The sequence below is a fragment of the Streptomyces sp. NPDC001108 genome (assembly GCF_053598535.1).
Map to the genome: position 1 here is coordinate 319856 of NZ_JBSFKL010000007.1, position 19804 is coordinate 339659.

General features: G+C 73.6%; 17 protein-coding genes. 4 read left to right on the top strand and 13 right to left on the bottom strand.

The genetic code is table 11. The annotated features are described in order from the left end of the window. Window position 1: 1 nt before the first annotated feature. The 4 genes from ACWC97_RS18710 to ACWC97_RS18725 all read right to left on the bottom strand — a co-directional run bounded on the left by ACWC97_RS18710 (window position 2) and on the right by ACWC97_RS18725 (window position 5972). Entirely contained in the window at window positions 2-1303 is a 1302-nt protein-coding gene (locus ACWC97_RS18710; RefSeq protein WP_450650335.1) for an NtaA/DmoA family FMN-dependent monooxygenase, read from the bottom strand. Then, window positions 1300-2367 (bottom strand): LLM class flavin-dependent oxidoreductase, encoded by a 1068-nt coding sequence (locus tag ACWC97_RS18715; protein ID WP_450650337.1) that lies wholly within the window; start codon window positions 2365-2367, stop codon window positions 1300-1302. Before ACWC97_RS18715 ends, ACWC97_RS18710 begins: the two co-directional genes overlap by 4 nt. A gap of 79 nt (window positions 2368-2446) precedes the next feature. Continuing rightward, window positions 2447-4279, bottom strand: coding sequence for an FAD/NAD(P)-binding protein (locus ACWC97_RS18720; protein ID WP_450650339.1), 1833 nt, complete (start codon window positions 4277-4279; stop codon window positions 2447-2449). Between the two features lie 460 nt (window positions 4280-4739). After that, on the bottom strand, window positions 4740-5972 hold the full coding sequence (locus tag ACWC97_RS18725; RefSeq protein ID WP_450650396.1) for a DUF5685 family protein: 1233 nt from the start codon (window positions 5970-5972) through the stop codon (window positions 4740-4742). A 308-nt stretch (window positions 5973-6280) separates the two neighbouring features. Here ACWC97_RS18725 and ACWC97_RS18730 point away from each other — a divergent pair, with 308 nt between their 5' ends. Continuing rightward, window positions 6281-6718, top strand: coding sequence for a cell division protein SepF (locus ACWC97_RS18730; RefSeq protein ID WP_352279311.1), 438 nt, complete (start codon window positions 6281-6283; stop codon window positions 6716-6718). Window positions 6719-6763: 45 nt separating this feature from the next. Here ACWC97_RS18730 and ACWC97_RS18735 read toward each other — a convergent pair whose 3' ends face one another. Both ACWC97_RS18735 and ACWC97_RS18740 read right to left on the bottom strand, forming a co-directional pair. Further along, entirely contained in the window at window positions 6764-7960 is a 1197-nt protein-coding gene (locus ACWC97_RS18735; RefSeq protein ID WP_352279312.1) for an acyl-CoA dehydrogenase family protein, read from the bottom strand. 73 nt (window positions 7961-8033) lie between these two features. After that, window positions 8034-9740, bottom strand: coding sequence for an MFS transporter (locus ACWC97_RS18740; protein WP_352279314.1), 1707 nt, complete (start codon window positions 9738-9740; stop codon window positions 8034-8036). Window positions 9741-10262: 522 nt separating this feature from the next. On the opposite strand from ACWC97_RS18740, the gene ACWC97_RS18745 reads away from it, so the two are divergent. Continuing rightward, the gene (locus tag ACWC97_RS18745; RefSeq protein WP_450650342.1) at window positions 10263-11273 is read left to right on the top strand and encodes a phosphatase PAP2 family protein; all 1011 of its coding nucleotides are present in this window, start codon (window positions 10263-10265) and stop codon (window positions 11271-11273) included. 91 nt (window positions 11274-11364) lie between these two features. On the opposite strand, the gene ACWC97_RS18750 is transcribed toward ACWC97_RS18745, so the two are convergent. The 4 genes from ACWC97_RS18750 to ACWC97_RS18765 all read right to left on the bottom strand — a co-directional run bounded on the left by ACWC97_RS18750 (window position 11365) and on the right by ACWC97_RS18765 (window position 15093). Next, window positions 11365-11580 (bottom strand): I78 family peptidase inhibitor, encoded by a 216-nt coding sequence (locus ACWC97_RS18750; protein ID WP_352279318.1) that lies wholly within the window; start codon window positions 11578-11580, stop codon window positions 11365-11367. A 355-nt stretch (window positions 11581-11935) separates the two neighbouring features. Further along, window positions 11936-12895 carry a helix-turn-helix transcriptional regulator gene (locus ACWC97_RS18755; protein ID WP_352279320.1) on the bottom strand — a complete coding sequence of 320 codons (960 nt, stop codon included), beginning with the start codon at window positions 12893-12895 and terminating at the stop codon, window positions 11936-11938. 63 nt (window positions 12896-12958) lie between these two features. Next, entirely contained in the window at window positions 12959-13813 is an 855-nt protein-coding gene (locus tag ACWC97_RS18760) for a transferase (protein WP_450650345.1), read from the bottom strand. Next, window positions 13810-15093 (bottom strand): glycosyltransferase family 4 protein, encoded by a 1284-nt coding sequence (locus tag ACWC97_RS18765; protein ID WP_352279324.1) that lies wholly within the window; start codon window positions 15091-15093, stop codon window positions 13810-13812. Before ACWC97_RS18765 ends, ACWC97_RS18760 begins: the two co-directional genes overlap by 4 nt. Window positions 15094-15460: 367 nt before the next feature. Between ACWC97_RS18765 and ACWC97_RS18770 the strand changes: the two genes are divergently transcribed. Further along, window positions 15461-16252, top strand: coding sequence for a hypothetical protein (locus tag ACWC97_RS18770; protein ID WP_352279325.1), 792 nt, complete (start codon window positions 15461-15463; stop codon window positions 16250-16252). A 140-nt stretch (window positions 16253-16392) separates the two neighbouring features. Beyond that, window positions 16393-16752: a hypothetical protein gene (locus ACWC97_RS18775; RefSeq protein WP_450650347.1), complete on the top strand. Its 360-nt coding sequence runs from the start codon at window positions 16393-16395 to the stop codon at window positions 16750-16752. A gap of 114 nt (window positions 16753-16866) precedes the next feature. Here the strand turns inward: ACWC97_RS18775 and der are convergent, their stop codons facing one another. From der to cmk, 3 genes are all read right to left on the bottom strand, one after another. After that, window positions 16867-18336, bottom strand: coding sequence for a ribosome biogenesis GTPase Der (gene der / locus ACWC97_RS18780; RefSeq protein ID WP_352280549.1), 1470 nt, complete (start codon window positions 18334-18336; stop codon window positions 16867-16869). Between the two features lie 63 nt (window positions 18337-18399). Next, window positions 18400-19104: a lysophospholipid acyltransferase family protein gene (locus ACWC97_RS18785; RefSeq protein WP_450650350.1), complete on the bottom strand. Its 705-nt coding sequence runs from the start codon at window positions 19102-19104 to the stop codon at window positions 18400-18402. Beyond that, window positions 19062-19763, bottom strand: a complete 702-nt coding sequence (gene cmk / locus ACWC97_RS18790) for a (d)CMP kinase (protein ID WP_352280550.1) — start codon at window positions 19761-19763, stop codon at window positions 19062-19064. Before cmk ends, ACWC97_RS18785 begins: the two co-directional genes overlap by 43 nt. Between the last annotated feature and the right edge of the window lie 41 nt (window positions 19764-19804).

Below are 19804 nucleotides of genomic sequence, written 5' to 3' on the forward strand. Positions count from 1 at the left end.
GTCAACCCTTCCACACCGGCTCGGCGAGTCGCAGGTGCGACCGCAGCGTGGGGCCGGTGTACGCGGCGCGGAAGGCCCCGCGCTCCCGCAGGAGCGGGACGACCCGGTCGACGAATCCGTCCAGGCCGCCGGGGGTGAGGTGGGGGACGAGGATGAATCCGTCGGCGGCCCCGGCGGCGACGAACCGGACGAGCTGTTCGGCGACGGTGCGCGGGCTGCCGACGAAGGACTGACGGCTCGTCGTCTCGATGACGGTCTGCCGGATCGACAGCCCCTTCTCCTCGGCCAGCGCCCGCCAGCGCGCCGCGACGACGAGCGGGTCGCCGTGCCTGACCCTGCCCCGGGCGAGCGCGGCCGTGGGATCCGGGTCGATGTCCGGCAGCGGCCCGTCGGGGTCGTAGGCGGAGAGGTCGCGGCCCCAGACCTGTTCCAGGGCCAGCATCGCGTTCTGCGGGGAGACCTGGAGGCGGCGGATCTCGGCCGCCTCCTCCTGGGCGTCGGCGTCGCTGTCGCCGACCACGAAGGTGACCCCGGGCATGATCTTCAGCTCGTCCGGCGACCGGCCGTACTTCGCCAGCCGTGCCTTGACGTCGGCGTAGAAGGCGCGGCCCTCCTCCAGGGTGCCGTGACGGGTGAAGACGACGTCGGCGGCGGACGCGGCGAACTCCCGGCCCTCCGGGGAGTCCCCGGCCTGGATCACGACCGGGCGGCCCTGCGGGGAGCGGGGCACGGTGAACTCGCCCTCGACGGCGAAGTGCCGTCCGTGGTGGCGGAACGGGCGCGGGGTGCCCTCGGGGGTCCAGCTGTCCCACAGCTCCCGGGCGGTGGCCACGAACTCGGCGGCCCGGCCGTACCGGTCGGCCGGGTCGAGGTAGCCGCCGCGCCGGAAGTTCTCGCCGGTGAAGGCGTCCGGCGAGGTGACCACGTTCCAGGCGGCCCGGCCCTCGCTGAGGTGGTCGAGGGTGGCGAGGCGGCGGGCCAGTTCGTAGGGCTCGTTGAAGGTGGCGTTGAGGGTGGCGGCGAGGCCGATCCGGTCGGTGACGGCCGCCAGCGCCGAGAGCACGGTGAGGGAGTCGGGGCGGCCGACCACGTCCAGGTCGTGGACGCGCCCCTTGTGCTCGCGCAGCCGCAGTCCCTCGGCGAGGAAGAAGAAGTCGAACGTGCCCCGTTCCGCGGTGCGGGCCAGGTGCTCGAAGGAGGCGAACTCGATCTGGCTCCCGGCGCGGGGGTCCGACCAGACGGTGGTGTTGTTGACGCCCGGGAAGTGGGCGGCGAGATGCATCTGCGGGGGCGCGGTGGTCATGCCCGGTCTCCTCGGGTGGCGTACCGGTTGGCGGGGCGGGCCAGCCCGAGGTGCTCGCGCAGGGTGCCGCCGGGATAGAAGGTGCGGAAGAGGCCGCGGTGCTGGAGCAGGGCCACGGTGCCGTTGACGATCCGTTCGAGGTCGCGGCCGGGGGTGATGGGGGTGAGGTGGAAGCCGTCGGCCGCTTCGGCGCGGTGCCACCGGGTGATCAGTTCGGCGAGGTCCACCGGGCCGCCCCGGTAGTACGAACCGCCCGCGGCCAGCGGCGGGCCGCTCGCCAGACCGGGCTCCCGGGCGCTCTCGGCGTCGCCCAGGTCGACGGTGAGCGCGACCAGGACCCGGAGCGTTCCGGGGTCGCGTCCGTACGCGGCGGCGCGGCGGCGCAGTTCGGCGCGCGCCTCGGCCGCCCGTTCGGGGGTGGTGGCCCGGACCAGGGCCACGTCGGCGTGGCGGGCCGCGGTCCCCCGGGCCGGGCCGCCCGTCGCGTCGACCACGGTCACCGGGCGGCCCTGCGGGGGCCGGGGGACGATCGCCGGACCCCGGACGGAGAAGAACTCGCCCTCGAAATCGATGTGGTGGACCTTGTCCCGGTCGATGAAGCGGCCGGTGGCGACGGACCGGATCTCGGCGCCGTCCTCCCAGCTGTCCCAGAGCCGGGCGCCGACGTCGGCGCACTCCCCCGCCTCGCGCCACAGCTCCTCGGCGGGCGCCGCCGGGCGGCGGCCGAACAGCCGGGCCTCGGCCTCCGTCGCCGACACGTCCGCCTGCCAGCCGGCCCGGCCCCGGCTCACCCAGTCCAGGGTGGCCACGGCGGACGACACGTGGAAGGGCTCGGTGTGGGTGGTGGTGACGGTGGGCACCAGCCCGATCCGGCGGGTGGCGGGGGCGACCCGGGCGAGTACGGCGAGCGCGTCGGGGCCCGGCCGGGCGAAGGAGTCGCCGAGCGTGACGAAGTCGAGGGCGCCGCGCTCGGCGAGCCGGGCGAGGCCGGTGTAGTGCGCCGGGTCGTAGCGGGGCGGGCCGCCGATCTCGGCGGCGAGGTGCAGGGGCGCGGTCGGGGGCATGGACGTACCTCTCGGGGTCGGGGGAACGCGGCCCGGGGCGTTTCGGGCCCCGGGCCGTGCGGTGGTGGCGTGGCTCGCCTCAGGCGAGGTCCCTCAGGAGGGTGAGTGCCGCGCGGGCGGTCGCGTCGTTCTGCCGGAAGGCCGGTCCGCCGGTGCGCGGCCGGGTGAAGACCGCGCCGGTACGGGCGCTGGTGTACGGGCCGAGGGCGAAGCGGCGCCGGTGCGGCCGGCCGTCGCTCCACAGCACGTGGCCGGTGTCGGGGTCGACCGCGAGCAGTCCGCCGGCGGTGACGGCGGCCCCCTCGGCGTACAGCTCCTGGAGCAGTGGGCTGCGGGTGCGTTCCAGGGCGGGGCCGGGCAGACGGGCCTCGATCAGGGTGCGGGCCGCCGTCCGCGGGCCGGGGACGGTGGTGGAGCCCGCCAGGAAGAGGCCGCGCCGTTCGTCGGCGGCGACGGTCGTCCCGGCGCCCAGGAACCGTACGATTCCGGCCCGGGAGAGCGCGAGGAGCTGGTGCAGCCGGGGTCCGGGCGGGCCGGAGGCGAGGAAGCCGAAGAACCCGGGCCACCAGTCCCCGACGTCGCCGAGGCGGGTCAGCTGCCCGTGGACGGAGAGCAGTCCGAGGAAGACCGCGAGGTCCGCGCTGTGCGCGGGGTCGTGACGGCGCGCCAGGTCGGCGGCGACGTAGCCGCGCATCGCCTTCTGGAGGGCCTCGTGGGACGGGTGGCGCACACCGCGCAGCGGGCGGTCGAGCGCGCCGAGGTCGAGCCGGTCGGCGGGGTCGGGGACGGCGGCGGCGACGAGTGCGGCCAGTTCGGCCCCGCCCGGTTCGGCGGCGGCGTACCGCTCCTCGAAGTCCTTCCGGCGGCCCGTGGTGCGTTCGGGGTGGGCGGTGAAGAGCCGGTGGTAGTGGGCGTGTCCGAGCTCTTTGTCGATATGCGGCCACACATCGCGCCGGAAGTCGAGCGGCCCGTCCGCCTTCAGCAGCGCCTCGATCCGGTCCGGGCCGAAGAAGCGCGGCAGCGGCGGCCTCTCGCCGTGCCAGCCGTACCCGAGCTTGGAGTGGTACGGGACGCCCCGGCGCGATCCGACGTACAGCACCGGTTCCCGGCCGGACGGCAGGTACGCGCCGTCCGCATGGCGTCCACCGCGCCCCTCGGTGAGCAGCACCATCAGGTCGACGAAGGCGAGTCCGAAGCCGCGGACGAGGACCGGTTCGCCGGCGGGCACCGCGTCCAGGTCGGTGTCGGCGGTGAAGTCGGGCGGCAGGTGGAGAAGCCCGTGCCGCCGCGCGAAATCGGCCAACTCCAGGTGCTCCGGCTCAGGTTCGGCCTCCAGATGGCCTACGGCGAGGACGACGGCGTCGGCGAGCAGCGGGGTGCCGTGCCCGGCCAGCCAGACCCGCTGGCGCCCCTCGCGCGAACCGGAGACCCGGACCGCGCTGCCCCGGTGCCAGTGGACGGTGACGCGCCGCGGGAGGGCGGCCACGGCCCGTTCGTACACCCAGCGCAGATAGGCGCCCTGCACCCGTCGGCCCGGGAAGCCGTCGTCCGCCAGGGTGCCGATCCCGTCGCGGAGGCCGGTGTCGGCCCGCGCCCCGTCCGGCAGCTCCGCGCGGCCGCTCCGGACGTCGGCGGCCCAGGTGTGCAGCGCGGGCCCGGGGCGGACCGGCCCCGCCATGCGGACCGTGTCGTCCGTGAACATGGTGACGTCCTCGGCCCGGGAGTTCATCCAGAGCAGCGGCGACTGGCCGTGCCGCCAGATCCGTCCGCCGCCGGGCGGGTGCGGGTCGACGAGGTGGATGGTCAGCGGCTGGTCGCCGTACAGGTCGGGGGCGTTGGCGGCGATGCGCTCGATCAGTCCGGTACCGCTCGGTCCGGCGCCTATGACGACGAGTGCCGGTGTCCCGCTCACCGGGCACCGGCCGGGAGGCGCGCGGGACGGGTGGGGGCAGGGGTGTGCGCGGGCATGGGAAGGCTCCGTGGATGCAGAGATCGGACACGGGGTGCCTTCGGCCGTCACACAACGCGGACCGGGCCCCTCAGCGCCGGTCCGGCTCCGAGACAAGCGCCGACGACGGGGGGTTGTCAACGCCCGTCCACACTGTGGTCCCCTCGACCAGGCGTGGTTGACGGCTCGTCGGATGCCTGTTCCACTGGGTCCATGCATGCGCAGCAGCGGCTGGTCAAACGCTCCCACATCGACTTCGGTCGCGTGTGGTCCGCCTCCTGTTGAGCCGACCCCCCGCGCCTTCGCGCCTCCCGGCCCCGGGCCCCGTACGGCATCCGGGTGCCGCTCCCCCCGTGCCTTCGGCACACGACGCAGCTTCCCCCTCCCCTCGCCGCGCCCTGTCCTACCGTCCGGTCCGGCTCCGTCAACCGCAGTCGCAGCCACAGTCGCAGCAGTCGCATCCGTCGCAGCACTCACCGCAGTTGCAGCAGCAGTCGCATCCCTCGCAGCAGTCCCCGCAGTCGCATTGGCTGCAGAGGCCCTCGCGGCGCTGACGGGTCCACGGGTCCTCGAACGTGCCGCAGCACATCTGGCAGGTGCAGGCCAGCCCCGCCCAGACCAGGCATCCGGCGACCAGACCGCGCCGGTCGCGCGGCGGCTCCGGCGGGGGCTGCGGCGGGCTCACGGGTCCGCCGGGCGCGTACGGGTTGCCCGGCGGCGGCCCGAAGGAGCCGTCCGGCCGGCCCCCCACCGGCGCGCCGGTCCCGTCCAGGAGCACCCCGCCCGCCCGGTGCGAGCACGCCTCGGCGCCGAAGGCCCGGTCCACCGACCGGCGCAGCTCGTGCGCGAGCAGGACGTGGACCAGCTTTCCGTCGGTGAACTCGGCGTCGCGCAGCGCCAGGCGCACCCCGTGCACGGCGTCGTCGCAGAGCCGTCGCGCCTCGGCGCGCGAGGTGCCGGTCGCGGTGAGCGGGTTCCAGGCGCCGGACGCGGCGTCGGCCGCCTGGTCCTCCACGGCGTCCAGCAGATGGGCCAGGCGGCCGAAGAGGCGCCCCGCCTCGGCGAGCGGGACGGCGTTCCCCGGCCTCCCGGCGAGTACCGCGGTGTGGGCGAAGGCGGCCGCGGTGGCGGTCTCGGTGGGCTCGGTGACGGTGAGCAGCGGGGTGCCGGGGCCGGCGGCCAGCTCGATGCCGGTCTGCCGGTCGACGGCGTCCACCAGCAGCGCCGTGTCGAAGCCGAGCCGGGCGCCGGCGCGGGCACCGGCGCGGTCCCAGCCCGCGGCGACCCGGCGGGCGGCGGCCGCGACCGGACGGCGCCTCAGCAGGCCGTCCCCGTCCGCGACATGGTCCCGGACCTTCGCCGAGGCGAGCACCAGGGAGACGGCGGCGGCCAGCCGGGCCCCCTCGCCCCGGGCGACCGGGGCGGTGCGCATGGCGCGCAGCGGGCAGGGGCCCGCCGTACGCCGCCAGCCGGTGGTGCGCTCGGACTGGGCCTCCGTCAGGACGGAGACGATCAGCCCGTCGTAGTTCGTCACGATCCGGGCGAACTGGCCGTGGTCGGAGCGGAGAGCGAGACAGAGCCCGCAGAGGTGTGCCATCCACTCGGTCCTGAGCCCTTCGGACAAGCGATGGGTGCAGGGCCTGACGATTCCGAACACGACGTTCCCCCGGGAGTCGTTCACCTGTACGCCGGGCTCGTGCGCCCGGGCGACAGGCATCGTATTCGAGCGTTCCCCCACCCGTACGCCCCCGGCATCACCCGTCCGGCCCGAAGCGTCATATTTTCTTTCCTTCGGACTCCCGATGCGGGAGAAACCCTGACGAATCGACAGATCTTCTGCACCAGTACCGTCACGAAACCCCTGCGCGCCGACTATCCACTTGGCGCACGATCCGCATCATGGACGACCATAGGGAGACGAAAGAGATGCGGAACATCACGGAACCGCGGTGAGAGGAGGCGTCCATGGGATCGGTGCGCAAGGCAAGTGCCTGGCTGGGCCTCGTGGAGGACAACGACGAGCGGTACTACGACGACGAGTACGCCGAGGGCGCGCAGACCGGGACCGGCCCGGCGTGGGTGACGGATCCCCGGGTCCAGGTCGCGGCGGAGGCCGCCGAGGAGACGGACCGTCGGATCGCCACCGTCACCCCGGAGAGCTTCCGGGACGCGCGGGCCATCGGTGAGCTGTTCCGGGACGGCGTTCCCGTGATCGTCAACCTCACGACCATGGACCCCACGGACGCGAAGCGGGTCGTCGACTTCGCCGCCGGACTGATCTTCGGGCTGCGCGGTTCGATCGAGCGCGTGGCCACCCGGGTCTTCCTGCTGACCCCGGCCGACACCCAGATCGTCACCGAGACCGCCGGCCGCCCGGCCGACGGCTTCTTCAACCAGAGCTGAGCAGGGTGCTCGCCGGACGGCCCGGGGCGGACGGGGCGCCGCTTCCTACCGGAAGGCGTCCAGGCCGGTGAGCGCCTTGCCCAGCACCAGCTGGTGCATCTCCACGGTCCCCTCGTACGTGAGCACCGACTCCAGATTCGTCGCATGGCGCATCACGGGGTACTCCAGCGAGATCCCGTTGGCGCCGAGGACCGTGCGCGCGGTACGGCAGATCTCGATCGCCTCCCGCACGTTGTTGAGCTTCCCGAAGCTGACCTGCTCCGGGCGGAGCCTGCCGGCGTCCATCCGCCGCCCCAGGTGGTGGGCGAGGAGGATGCCCTTGTGCAGCTCGACGGCCATGTCCGCGAGCTTGGCCTGGGTGAGCTGGAAGCCCCCGATCGGCCGGCCGAACTGCTCCCTGGTGCGCGCGTAGTCCACCGCCGCCTCGAAGCTGGCCCGGGCCGCGCCCATGGCGCCCCAGACGATTCCGTACCGGGCGTGGCTGAGGCAGCCGAGCGGACCGCGCAGACCGGTGACGCCCGGGAGCACCGCGTCGGCGGGCAGCCGCACCCCGTCGAGGACCAGCTCGCTGGTGACCGAGGCGCGCAGGGACCACTTGTGCTTGATCTCCGGCGCCGAGAAGCCTGGGGTGTCGGTCGGTACGGCGAAGCCGCGGATCCCCTCGTCGGTCTGCGCCCAGACCACCGCGACCCCGGCGACCGAGCCGTTGGTGATCCACATCTTGCGGCCGTCGAGCACCCAGTCCCCGCCGTCGCGCCGGGCACGGGTCCGCATCCCGGCCGGGTCGGAGCCGTGGTCCGGCTCGGTGAGCCCGAAGCAGCCGATGATCTCACCGGCCGCCATGCCCGGAAGCCAGCGCTGCCGCTGCTCCTCGGAGCCGTAGCGGTGGATGGCGTACATGGCGAGCGAGCCCTGTACGGAGACCAGGGAGCGGATCCCCGAGTCGGCGGCCTCCAGCTCCAGGCAGGCCAGCCCGTACTGGACGGCGGTGGCGCCCGCGCAGCCGTACCCCTGGAGGGACATCCCGAGCGCGCCGAGCGAGCCCAGCTCGCGGGCCAGTTCGCGGATGCCGGGCAGTTCGCCGTTCTCGTACCACTCGGCGATGTGCGGCAGGACCCGGTCGGCTGCCCAGCCCCGGACGGTGTCGCGGATCGCGAGGTCCTCCGCGCCGAGCAGATCGTCGATGCCGAGCGGGTCGGCGGGGTCGAAAGGGGGGAGCTTCGAGGGCTCGGTGGTGGACATGCGACTGCCTCCGGCGGCTCGCGCGACGCTGAAACTAGCAGTGGTAGTTACGAACTCGCCCCGACGTTACGGCTCAGTGCGCCGCCCGTCCAGGGCCGGTCGCCCCGGCGGGTCGACCCTGGCGGGGGCGCGGCAGGGAGCGCTGCGGGCGGTCGGTGCCGGGGCTCTCGGACGGGGTTTCGCGCCCCTCGCACGCCGTCTTCGCACCGGCCGGCTCCTCCGTCCCCCCGGGCACCGGCGGGGAGTCCATCCGCCTCGGCAGCCGCAGCGCGGCGAACGCCCCGGCCAGCAGCAGGGCGGCGCTGACCAGCAGCGTGACATGGAGGCCCGTGACGAAGGAGGTACGGGCGGTGGAGCGCAGCACCGTACCCAGCGGCCCGCCCAGCCGGTCCGCCACCTGGTAGGCCTCGCCCAGCGAGTGGGCGGCCGCGCCCCGGGCCCCGGCCGGGACACCGTCGTCGGCGAGCTTCGAGAGGCCGGGCGCGTAGGCGGCGTTCATGACACTGCCGAGCAGGGCTATCCCCATCCCCGCGCCCAACTGGTACGAGGTCTCGCCGATCGCCGCCGCTCCGCCCGCCCGGTCGGCGGGGGCCTCGCTGAGCATGGACTCGTACGCCCCGAAGAGGGTGGTCTGGAGCCCGAAGCCGAGGAAGACGAAGGCCACCGCGAGCAGGAGGGGCCGGTCGTGCTGGCCCATCGCGGTCAGCACCAGCACCGAGACGGCGGTGATCACGAAGCCCCAGCCGACCATCCGGCGCGGGCCGACGAGACGCAGGGTGTACGAGCCGGTGGCGCCCGCGGCCATCGCGGCGAAGGTGAGCGGCAGCAGTCGCAGGCCGGTCTCCAGCGGGCTCAGGCCGAGGACGAGCTGGAGGTACTGCACGGCGATGAGCTCCAGGCCGACCAGCGCCAGCATGGCGATGACGATGCAGCCCACCGCGGTGGAGAAGGCGGGCCGGGTGAACAGCCCGATGTCGATGAGCGGATTCGCGCGCCGCTTCTGACGGCGTACGAACACCACGAGCAGCACCGCACCGACCAGCAGCGGGACGAGCGCGGCCAGGGTCAGCGCCCCCTCGCCGGTACCCACCCGCTTCACCCCGAGGACCACCCCGAGCACCCCGGCCGCCGCCATCAGCGCGCCCAGCACGTCCCAGGGGCCGTCGTGGCTGCCGCGCGACTCGGGCAGGAGCAGCCGCCCGACCGGCAGGACCAGCGCCATCAGCGGAACGTTGATCAGGAAGACCGAGCCCCACCAGAAGTGCTCGACGAGGAAGCCCCCGACGACGGGGCCGGCGGCGGCGCCCACCGCCGCGACCGCGCTCCAGACGCCGATCGCCACCGCCCGTTCGCGCCGGTCGGGGAAGACCTGGCGGAGGATCGACAGCGTCGCGGGCATGATCATCGCGCCGCCGACCCCGAGCAGGGCTCGTGCCGCGATGAGGACGGCGGGGCTGTCCGCCATCGCGGCGAGCGCGGAGGCGGCCCCGAAGAGCGCGTAGCCGAGCAGCAGCACCCGGCGGCGGCCGACCCGGTCGCCGAGGGTGCCGAAGAGGACCAGGAGCGAGGCGCAGACCAGCGGATAGGCGTCGACGATCCAGAGCAGGGCGGCCGCGTTCGGCCGGAGGTCCTCGGTGACGGCGGGTACGGCGACGTGGAGCACGGTCGAGTCGAGCGCCACCAGCAGGAGGCTGAGGCAGAGGACGACGAGGACGACCCATCGATGGGCACCGTCGGCCGCCGGGCGCAGCCGGAATCGGGCTCTGGTCGTCCCGGTCATGCATGTACCTCCAAAGGTCCCTCGCGCGCGGCGGGCCATCCGGGAGCGCGGCCGTTCGCCGCCCCTCACGGCCCGGCATCGGCGGGCGAGTGATCCGTCAGCGTACGCGAGTTCGGACCCCCCACACGTGGTCCATCTCATACCCGTTCCGGCCCGGAGATGTGGCATGGGCCACGCCGGGACCTGCGAGGACGCCCCCGGCGCCCGGCACAGGACGGTACTCGGCCGCCCGCGCGGAGCGTCCGCCGGGCCCGCGCCGGGAGCGGCGGGTGACCGGACCGGCACGTTCCGTTCCACCGCCCCGAAGGGCCGGATAAATTCATACCGGCACCTCCTGCGCTTTTCTGCACGCGGCCAAACACCCTTCCGAAATGCGTGCGAAATCAATAGCGCCATCCCCTGCCGGGGACCGTTTGCGGGTCAGGAATAAAGACCTCACTGAGACATACTCCACATCACATCGTCATCACGAAGAGACCGGAACGCCCTGGTCCTGCACTCACTCGCTGTAACGTCGATTGGGTGCGTACCGACATCTTTGCCCGGCTGGACCGGGAGCCGGAGCCGCCGAAGATAGAGCCGCCGCGGATGAGCCGTCACCGCATCGCCCTCTTCGGCGGGACGCTGGCGTTCTATGTCGCCATCGTCGTGGCCGTGCTGGTCTCGTCCTGGCTGGTGACCCTGGACTGGAAGGTCATGCTGTTCCGGCCGTACCAGCAGTGGCCGGAGATCCACGCGTTCCTCGACTACTACGTCGTGCTCGGCCAGCGCGGGCCCACCGCCACGATGGTCGCCTGCTGGCTCGGCTGGCGCTCCTGGCGGCAGCACACGCTGCGGCCGCTGCTGACGCTGGCCGCCGCGCTGCTGCTGCTCAATGTGACGGTCGGCGCGGTGAAGATCGGCCTGGGGCGCCTCGGTCCGCACTACGCGACCCAGATCGGCTCCGCCGAGCTCTTCGCCGGCGGCGACATATTTCCCTCCGGGCACACCGCGAACGCGGTGGTGACCTGGGGAATCCTCGCTTATCTGGCCACCACGCCGAGGGCCCGGCGGTATCTCTCGGCGATGTCGGCCATCGTCTCGCTCGGCGTCGGCCTCACCACCGTCTATCTCGGTACGCACTGGCTGAGCGACGTCCTGCTGGGCTGGGCCGCCGGGCTGCTGATCATGCTGGGGCTGCCCTGGGTGGAGCCGCTGATCACCCGGGCCGAGGCCTGGATCTTCACCCAGCGCGAGCTCCTGGGGCTGGGCCGCCCCTCCCCTGCCCCCGCCCCCGCGGCGCCGGTCACGGTCGGCGGCCCCCGGACCGCTGTGCCGCTGCCGCAGCAGGACGGCGGCGAGATCCCCGTACGGAGCCTGGCGCCGGAGCCGGTGGCCACGGGCGGCGCGGGCGGACGCCCTCGGGCGCACGCGCCGCATCTGGCGCGCTCGGAACGGCCTCCGGTCACCCCGGCGGGCAGCCGCCGCCCGCCGCACGCGGACCGCACACCGCGCGGCGGCACCGCCCCGGCCCGGCCGGTGGCCGGCGGCTGAGCCCCCGCGCCCGGGGCCGGTACGCCCCCCGGACGACGAGAAGGCCCCGACTCCGGTCGGGGCCTTCCTCATGTGCCGGGGCGAACGCCTCTCAGCCGAGCCAGCAGCGGGTGACGACGGCGCCGTCGACCTCGAAGTTGATCCGTCCGCTGCGGAACTCCATCGTGACGACCGTCCCCGGCGGCAGGGATCTGACGGTGGTCCAGCCACGGCTGCGGGCGCGCCGCTCGGCGGCGTCGGCGGCGAGGCCGACGTACTGCCCGGGGGCGTCGTCGGGCTGGGCGGGCGGGGTCGGTATGGGTGCCATGCTCTTCACCGTAGGCCGGTTCGCCCGGCGACGGTAGCGGAGCCGCCCCCGCCGACCGGCATCCCCGCATCCCCCGCCGGTCACGCTTGTGTCACAGGATCACGACACGCCTGCCGTACGGATCGCCCCGCACGGACACCCTCCCCGGACATCGGACACACAGTAATCACACAAGCGGGAGAACGATCACGTACAAGGTCGGAAATCGGATCGGAATACCCGGTGCCGGGTGCCGGGAATTTCCGGTCCGAATGGCCTCCGTAAAGGGCCGGGTCGCCGGGAATTCACGCTTCCTTATGGCACCCTTATCCTTTGGTCACAATATTTCGTACCGAAGCGGCGGCCCGCGCAGCGCTCAGTCCAGGGCCCGGGAGAGCCGGTCCCGGAGCCCCCTGATCGCGTCCCGCAGCTCCGGGGGTTCGACCACCTCGAAGTCGAAGCCCGTCATCATCGCGTGGATGATCAGCACCTCCACGCCGTGCGCCCCGGTATGCAGCAGGCAGGTGTCGTCGTCGACCGCCTCCAGCACTCCGGCCGACGGCGAGATCCGCTCGGCGGCGCGGTCGATCCCCGCCTTCAGCCGGATCACCGCGCGGTCCGGGTACGCCCCGATGGAGACCCCCTTCGAGACGTAGGCGGCCAGATCCTCGGCGGGGCCCTCACGGGGGACGAACCTCGGGCCGTGCGGCGGGGTGGGGGTGATCCGGTCCACCCGGAACGTACGCCAGTCGGCCCGGTCCAGGTCCCAGGCGACGAGGTACCAGCGCCGCTCGGTGCAGACCAGCCGGTGCGGCTCGACGGCGCGCCGGGAGACGGAGCCGGGGTGGTCGCGGTACGCGAAGCGCAGCCGTTCGGCGTCCCGGCAGGCCCCGGCGAGTTCGGTCAGCACGCCCGCGTCGGCGACCGGGCCGGCGGGCCCGCGCAGCATCGGCACGGTGAAGGTGTTCAGCGCGTTCACCCGGCGTCTCAGCCGGTCCGGCAGCACCTGTTCGAGCTTGCCCAGGGCCCGCACGGAGGTCTCGCCGATGCCCTCGACGCCGTGGCCCGCCGCGGTGCGCAGACCGACCGCGACGGCGACGGCCTCCTCGTCGTCCAGGAGCAGCGGCGGCAGCCGGGCACCGGCACCGAGCTGGTAGCCGCCGCCGGTACCCGGGCTGGCGTGCACCGGGTAGCCCAGTTCGCGCAGCTTGTCGACGTCGCGCCGGACCGTCCTCGGGGTGACCCCGAGGCGGTCGGCGAGATCGGGCCCGGACCATTCGCGGTGGGCCTGGAGCAGTGAGAGCAGACGCAGCAGTCGTGCCGAGGTCTCCAGCATGGGGCGAGTCTGCCAGGGCTTGCGGACAGGTGGTGTCCGCAAGCCGGTCACGTCCGGGCGGGCTCAGGCGGCCGGTTCCGGTTCGAGCCGTACGCAGAGGTCGTTGTCGGTGGTGTAGCAGGGGGTGGCCCGGACACCCGGGCCCGCGCTGCGGCCGGGGTAGACGTGGATCTTCTTGCGGTCCCAGATGTCGTCGAGGATGCGGGAGATCCGTACGCCCTCGTCCGGCCCGCCCTCCGCCGCCCCGGGGAGCAGCCAGAGCGTCCAGAACTGCGGGGCGGTGACGGGTCCGTCGGCCAGCCGGTCCAGCGGGAGCGTGAAGGCGAAGGCGCCGTCCTCGTCGCCGGGGGCGGCCGGCACCCTGAGCACCCGTCCCCCGGCCCCGGGCTGCCGGGCCTCGACGTGGGCGCCGTCCCCCGGCCGCGCCCCGTGGAGCCGTCCCCGGACGGTCATCGCGGCCCCGTCGAGGGTCACCGCCCCGGCCTCGGCGTGCGGTGCGCGCAGCCAGCAGCGGACCGCGAGCCGGCCGTCGAGCGTCGGGTACGGGATGCGGACCGCGACGCGCCCGGCCCCCGGGGCGGGGTCGGGGTCGACGAGCCGGCGCAGGTCCCGGATCCCGGGCTCGACGGCCACCGCCCCGTCGTCGCCCGCGTCCGGCCCCCGCAGGTGGACGTCCCAGCGGCCCTCGGCGTACTCCGCGTCCGCGGGCAGCACGGCGCGCAGCCGCCCGTCGTCCAGCGGGTCGAGCGGCAGCCGTACGGTCCGGGCGTCCGGCCCCTTGGCGCCGCGCAGCCGGAGCAGCAGTTCGGGCGCGGTGCCGTGCCCGGCGCCGTGGGTGTCGAGGTCGAAGGTGATCCGGCCGTCGGACGTCACGGCGCAGTCGGCCCGGGGGGCCCGGCGCCCGGTGGTGGCGGTCATGCGGTCTTCCCCTTGCGGATCACGGCGGCTGCCTTGTAGCGCAGGGCGTACGCCCCGTCGAGTACGGTGCCCCGGGCACGGTGCAGGGAGGTGCTCAGCGCGCCGTGCGAGCGGTCGCGCGGACCGCGTGAGGCGAGTTCGGTGAAGAGCCGTTCGTGGCGTTCGGCGATCGTCGCCGGGTCGAACCGCCGCGAGGCCGCCAGCGCGGCCCGCCCCGCGCGGTGGCGCGCCTCGTCGTCCTGGATCAGGCCGAGCAGGGCGTCGGTGACCGCGGCCCGGTCCCCCACGGGCACCAGGCGGCCGTCGGTGCCGTCGTCGATGATTTCGCGGGGTCCGTGCGGGCAGTCGGTGGCGACGACCGGCAGTCCGCAGCGCATCGCCTCGACGATGGTCATCCCGAAGGACTCGCGGTCCGAGGTCACGGCGGCGATCGACCCCTTGGGCCACTCGGCCTCCAGCGGGTTGACCGGGCCCATCAGGAGCACGTGCTCGTGCAGGCCGAGTTCGGCGACGAGATCGAGCAGGGTGCCCCGTTCGTCGCCGGTGGCGTCGCCGGCCCCGTAGATGCGCAGCCGCCAGTCCGGGCGGACGGCGACCACGTCGGCGAAGGCCCGCACGAGCAGGTCGTACCGCTTGACCTTGTGCAGCCGGCCCGCGGCGATCACCCATTTGCGGTCGCCCTCGGCCGGGGCGACGGCCGGGGCGGGCACGCTGTTGGGGATGGCCTCGATCCGTACGCCGGGCAGTCTGAACCCGGCCCGGTAGGCGCGGGCGTCGGCCTCGGTGACGGTGGTGATCGCGTCGAGCAGGGCGTACCGGTGCCCGATCTCGCGGCGGAGCCGGTAGCCGTGGCTGTCGAGGGTGAGGTGCTCCTGGCCGATCAGGACCGGGCCGCGGCGGGCCTGCCGGGTGATGTGCACGTTGAGCCCCGGCCGGGTACCGACCACGACGTCCGCCTCCAGGGAGCGCAGATGCTCCGCGATCCGTGCGTCGCTCAGCCTGCTGTACTGCCGGTACCTGCTGTCGCCGCGCGGGAAGACGGCCGCCGGGCGAGCGTAGTCGGCGGCGTCGCCGTCGTACGCGGGGCTCTTCTTCCGGAGATCGACGAGGTGGCTCATGCGCACCCCCTCGGGAGCCCCCAGCGCCGGCACGTCACGGTGGCGGAAGACCGAGACGATCTCGACGTCGTGGTGCCCGGCCAGTTCCCCGGCGAGGTTGAACGTCGTACGGATCGTGCCCCCGACCCCGTAGGCGTTGTGGAGCAGGAAGGAAATGTGCATGTAACGCGATGTCTCCCGGTTCGGCTGATCGACTGCGGGCTGCACTGGGCAGGACGGCTCGGGCCGACGGACGGTTCACTCCGGGAGCGACAAGATCCGGCCAAATGTAGACTCGTTAACTTTCCGACTATGTCGCCGTATTGGGGCCCGAGCGCGTCGGCGAGTGCACCACACCGACCGCACCGCGCTCCCGCTGAACCGACACGAAAAGGGACCAAACACCCCTTTCGGAGCCGGATATTCACTCTCCGCACCGGTTGGTTCGATTACGTTCCCTTTACCGCGTGACCCCGGCCGTGGATCTCCCGTTGTCATATCCATGAGCCGGGAACCGCCCGGCGCACGCACCGAGTTCGAGGAGCCACCCGTGCCGCGCATGCTCGACGTCAGCGAGGACGTACGCGCCGAGATCGGCGATACCGAAGCCGACCGGCTGCTGGCCGGGGACAGCGCCCCGGGCAGCTACGACTGCACCTCCTGCCGCACCCCCGGCAACTCCGAGCAGGAGCGCACCAGCACCGTGCTCTTCGTCGGCGACGAGACGGCCGTCCTCGCCTTCGCCCATGCGACGTGCATCCCCTCCCAGGTCGTCCAGGTCGCCGAGGAGCAGTTGCAGGGCGCGGTACGCAGCATCACCGGCGACGAGCGCGGCGGCACGGCGGTACCGCAGAACGTCCCCGGCGGGCAGGCCGTCCTCGGTATCACCAGCGGCCTCGTCCTGATCGACGGCGACCTCCACCCGGCCCTCGTCGTCGAGCCGACCGGTGCGATCGCCCGGCCGGGCACGGACGGCAGCCAGGGCGACGAGTTCCTCCAGCTGCTGGTGGAGCAGGGCTTCCACTCGGTCCACCGGATGGAGGAGATGCCCGCCGCGCTGCCCGGCTGGTCGATCCTGCTCGCCGTGGGCCAGCTGCACGCCGTGCTCCAGCCGGGCACGGACGGCGGTGCCCCGGTCGCGTGGTGGCAGGCCCATACGCCGCTCCAGGTCACCGAGGGCTGGCGCACGGCGGCGGGCAAGTCGCAGACCGTGCTGGTCTACGCCGCCCCCGCCGGGACGATCGGCCAGCAGCCCCGCGAGGACCTGATGCGCGATGCCCTGGACAAGGCTGCGGCGGAGGGGCTGCTGGTCGCCGCCACGATGCCGCTGGCCGGGACCTGATCGTGTCGGGCGAGCTTCCGCGGCGACGGCGCCGCACCGCGATTTCTCCGCCGGGCCCGCATCCGACGGAGAGCGACGTCGTTGGCAGGTACGTGCACTCATACGACTCCTCCCACCAGCGCCCGACCCCGATTCCTGCCATGCGGCCCTCGCAGGACCCTTCGGCCGGTCCGTCCCAGACCCCGATCTACGACGCGCTGTACACCGAGTACCGGCGGTCGTTCCGGGCGCTGCCAGGTGATCGGAGCGGTGAGGAGAACCTCGGCTTCATGGCCTTCGGCCTCGGGCTCTTCGGCAGCCGTCTCCCGGCGAGCGGCCACTCCGGTCACTCCGCCGGGTTCTCCACCGGGCTCGCCATGACCGGCGGGGCCAGTGGGATCGGCGGTGGCGGGGTCGGCGGTGGCGGTCCCGGTGCGCAGAGCGGCGGCCCCGGCGCCTGGCAGCGGGTGGGCCGGCATTCGGGGCGGGCCCGTCCGGCGGCCCTGCCGCCGGGTTCGTGATCCACCTGATCCTCCGGGCCCCGGCCCCGCTGTCATGACGGAGCCCCGGGCCCGCCTCGTACGAGAGGCGGGCCCGGGGCTCCGTCATGGGCCCGGAGATCCCGGGCCGGGGTGCTACTTCTTGCGGCCGCGCTTCTCGCGGACCCGCACGGAGATGTGGATCGGGGTGCCCTCGAAGCCGAACTCCTCGCGCAGCCGACGCTCGACGAACCGGCGGTAGCCGTGCTCCAGGAAGCCGGAGGAGAACAGGACGAACCGCGGCGGCTTGGTGCCCGCCTGGGTGCCGAAGAGGATCCGGGGCTGCTTGCCGCCACGGACGGGGTGCGGGTGGGAGGCGACGATCTCACCGAGGAAGGCGTTCAGCCGACCGGTGGGGATACGGGTCTCCCAGCTGGCGAGCGCGGTCTCGATCGCCGGGACGAGCTTCTCCATGTGGCGGCCGGTGGACGCGGAGACGTTGACCCGCGGGGCCCACGCGACCTGCGCCAGCTCCGTCTCGATCTCGCGCTCCAGGTAGTAGCGGCGCTCCTCGTCGAGCTTGTCCCACTTGTTGTAGGCGATGACCAGGGCGCGCCCGGCCTCCACGGCCATGGTGATGATGCGCTGGTCCTGGACGCTGACCGTCTCGGAGGCGTCGATCAGGACGACGGCGACCTCGGCCTTCTCCACGGCGGCGGCGGTGCGCAGCGAGGCGTAGTAGTCGGCGCCCTCCTGGAGGTGGACGCGGCGGCGGATACCGGCCGTGTCGATGAACTTCCAGGTGATGCCGCCGAGCTCGATCAGCTCGTCGACCGGGTCGCGGGTGGTGCCCGCGAGCTCGTTGACGACGACGCGGTCCTCGTTGGCCACCTTGTTCAGCAGCGAGGACTTGCCGACGTTCGGGCGGCCGATGAGCGCGATCCGGCGCGGGCCGCCGACCACGTTGCCGAAGCGCTGCGCCGGGGCCTCCGGGAGCGCTTCGAGCACGGCGTCGAGCAGGTCGCCGGTGCCGCGGCCGTGCAGCGAGGAGACCGGGTGCGGCTCGCCGAGACCCAGCGACCAGAGCGCCGTGGCGTCGGCCTCGCCGCTCTGCCCGTCCACCTTGTTGGCGCAGAGCACGACCGGCTTGCCGGCCCGGCGGAGCAGCTTGACGACGGCCTCGTCGGTGTCGGTCGCGCCGACGGTCGAGTCGACCACGAAGACGACCGCGTCGGACGCCTCGATCGCGTACTCGGCCTGGGCGGCGACGGAGGCGTCGATGCCGAGCACGTCCTGCTCCCAGCCGCCGGTGTCGACGACCTTGAAGCGGCGGCCCGCCCACTCCGCCTCGTAGGTGACGCGGTCGCGGGTGACGCCGGGCTTGTCCTCGACGACGGCCTCGCGGCGGCCGATGATCCGGTTCACCAAGGTCGACTTGCCGACATTGGGGCGGCCGACGACGGCGAGGACGGGCAGCGGCCCGTGTCCGGCCTCGTCGATGGCGCCCTCGACCTCTTCGAGGTCGAAGCCCTCCTCCGCGGCGAGCTCCATGAACTCCGCGTACTCGGCGTCGCCAAGTGCTCCGTGCTCATGGTCCGAGCCGTCGGAGTGAATCTGGTCGTTCATGAAGTCCGTTCCTCTTGCATCATCGATGGGCCGCGAACAGGCGGCCCACTACTCAAGTCTTACTTAACGCCCGGTGAAGCGCCTGGCCTCGTCCAGGTGGGCGGTCAGCCGCCCCTGGATCCGTACCGTCGCCTCGTCCAGCGCCTTGCGCGTACGCCGCCCGCTTCCGTCACCGGCCTCGAAGGGGTCCCCGAAGACGACGTCGACCCGGCTGCGCAGCGGCGGCAGCGCCGATATCAACCGCCCGCGCCGCTCGGTGCTTCCCAGGACGGCCACGGGCACGATCGGCGCCCCGCTGCGCACCGCGAAGTACGCCAGCCCGGCCCGCAGGGAGGCGAAGTCGCCCTCGCCCCTGGTGCCCTCGGGGAAGATCCCGAGGACCCCGCCGCTCTCCAGTACGCCGAGGGCGTCGGTGACGGCGGTGCGGTCGACGGTCGTACGGTCCACCTTGAGCTGGCCGATTCCCCGCAGGAACGGGTCCAGCGGACCGACGAACGCCTCCTTCTTGATCAGGAAGTGGACGGGCCGGGGCGCGGTGCCCATCAGCATCGGACCGTCGATGTTGTGCGCGTGGTTCACCGCGAGTATGACGGGTCCGGCGGCCGGGACCCGCCACGCGCCGAGGACGCGGGGCTTCCACAGCCCGTACATCAGCCCGATGCCGATGCCGCGCCCGACCGCCGCGCCGCGCGGCGAGGGCGACGACGGGCCCTGGGCGGCTCCGGTCACCGGGAGGCCCGCTTCTCCTCGACGAGGGTGACGACGCACTCGATGACCTGCTGGAGGCTCAGCTCGGTGGTGTCCACCTCCACGGCGTCGCCCGCCTTGGCCAGCGGGGAGGTCTTCCGGCCGGAGTCGGCCGCGTCCCGCTTGATCAGGGCCTCCTTGGTGGCGGCCAGGTCGGAGCCCTTGACCTCGGCGCTGCGCCGGGCGGCGCGGGCCTCCGGGGAGGCGGTGAGGAAGATCTTCAGGTCGGCGTCGGGCAGCACGGTCGTACCGATGTCCCGGCCCTCCACGACGATGCCCCGCTCGGCCGCGGCGGCGATGGTGCGCTGGAGCTCGGTGATCCGGGTGCGGACCTCGGGGACGGCGCTGACGGCGCTGACCCTGGAGGTGACCTCCTGGGTGCGGATCGGGCCCGAGGCGTCCTCGCCGTCGACGGTGATCGTGGGGGCGGAGGGGTCCGTGCCGGAGACGATGACGGGCTTGGCGGCCGCGGTCGCGACCTCCGCCGCGTCCTGCACGTCGATGCCGTTGTTCAGCATCCACCAGGTGATCGCCCGGTACTGGGCGCCGGTGTCCAGGTAGCTCAGGCCGAGCTGTGCGGCGACGGCCTTGGACGTGCTCGACTTGCCGGTGCCGGAGGGCCCGTCGATGGCGACGATCACTGCGGCCGGGGCCGTACGGGTTTCCACGGTGGTGGACACCTTCCTGAGTACACGGGGTGGGCGGGACGAGGGCGTGTGCG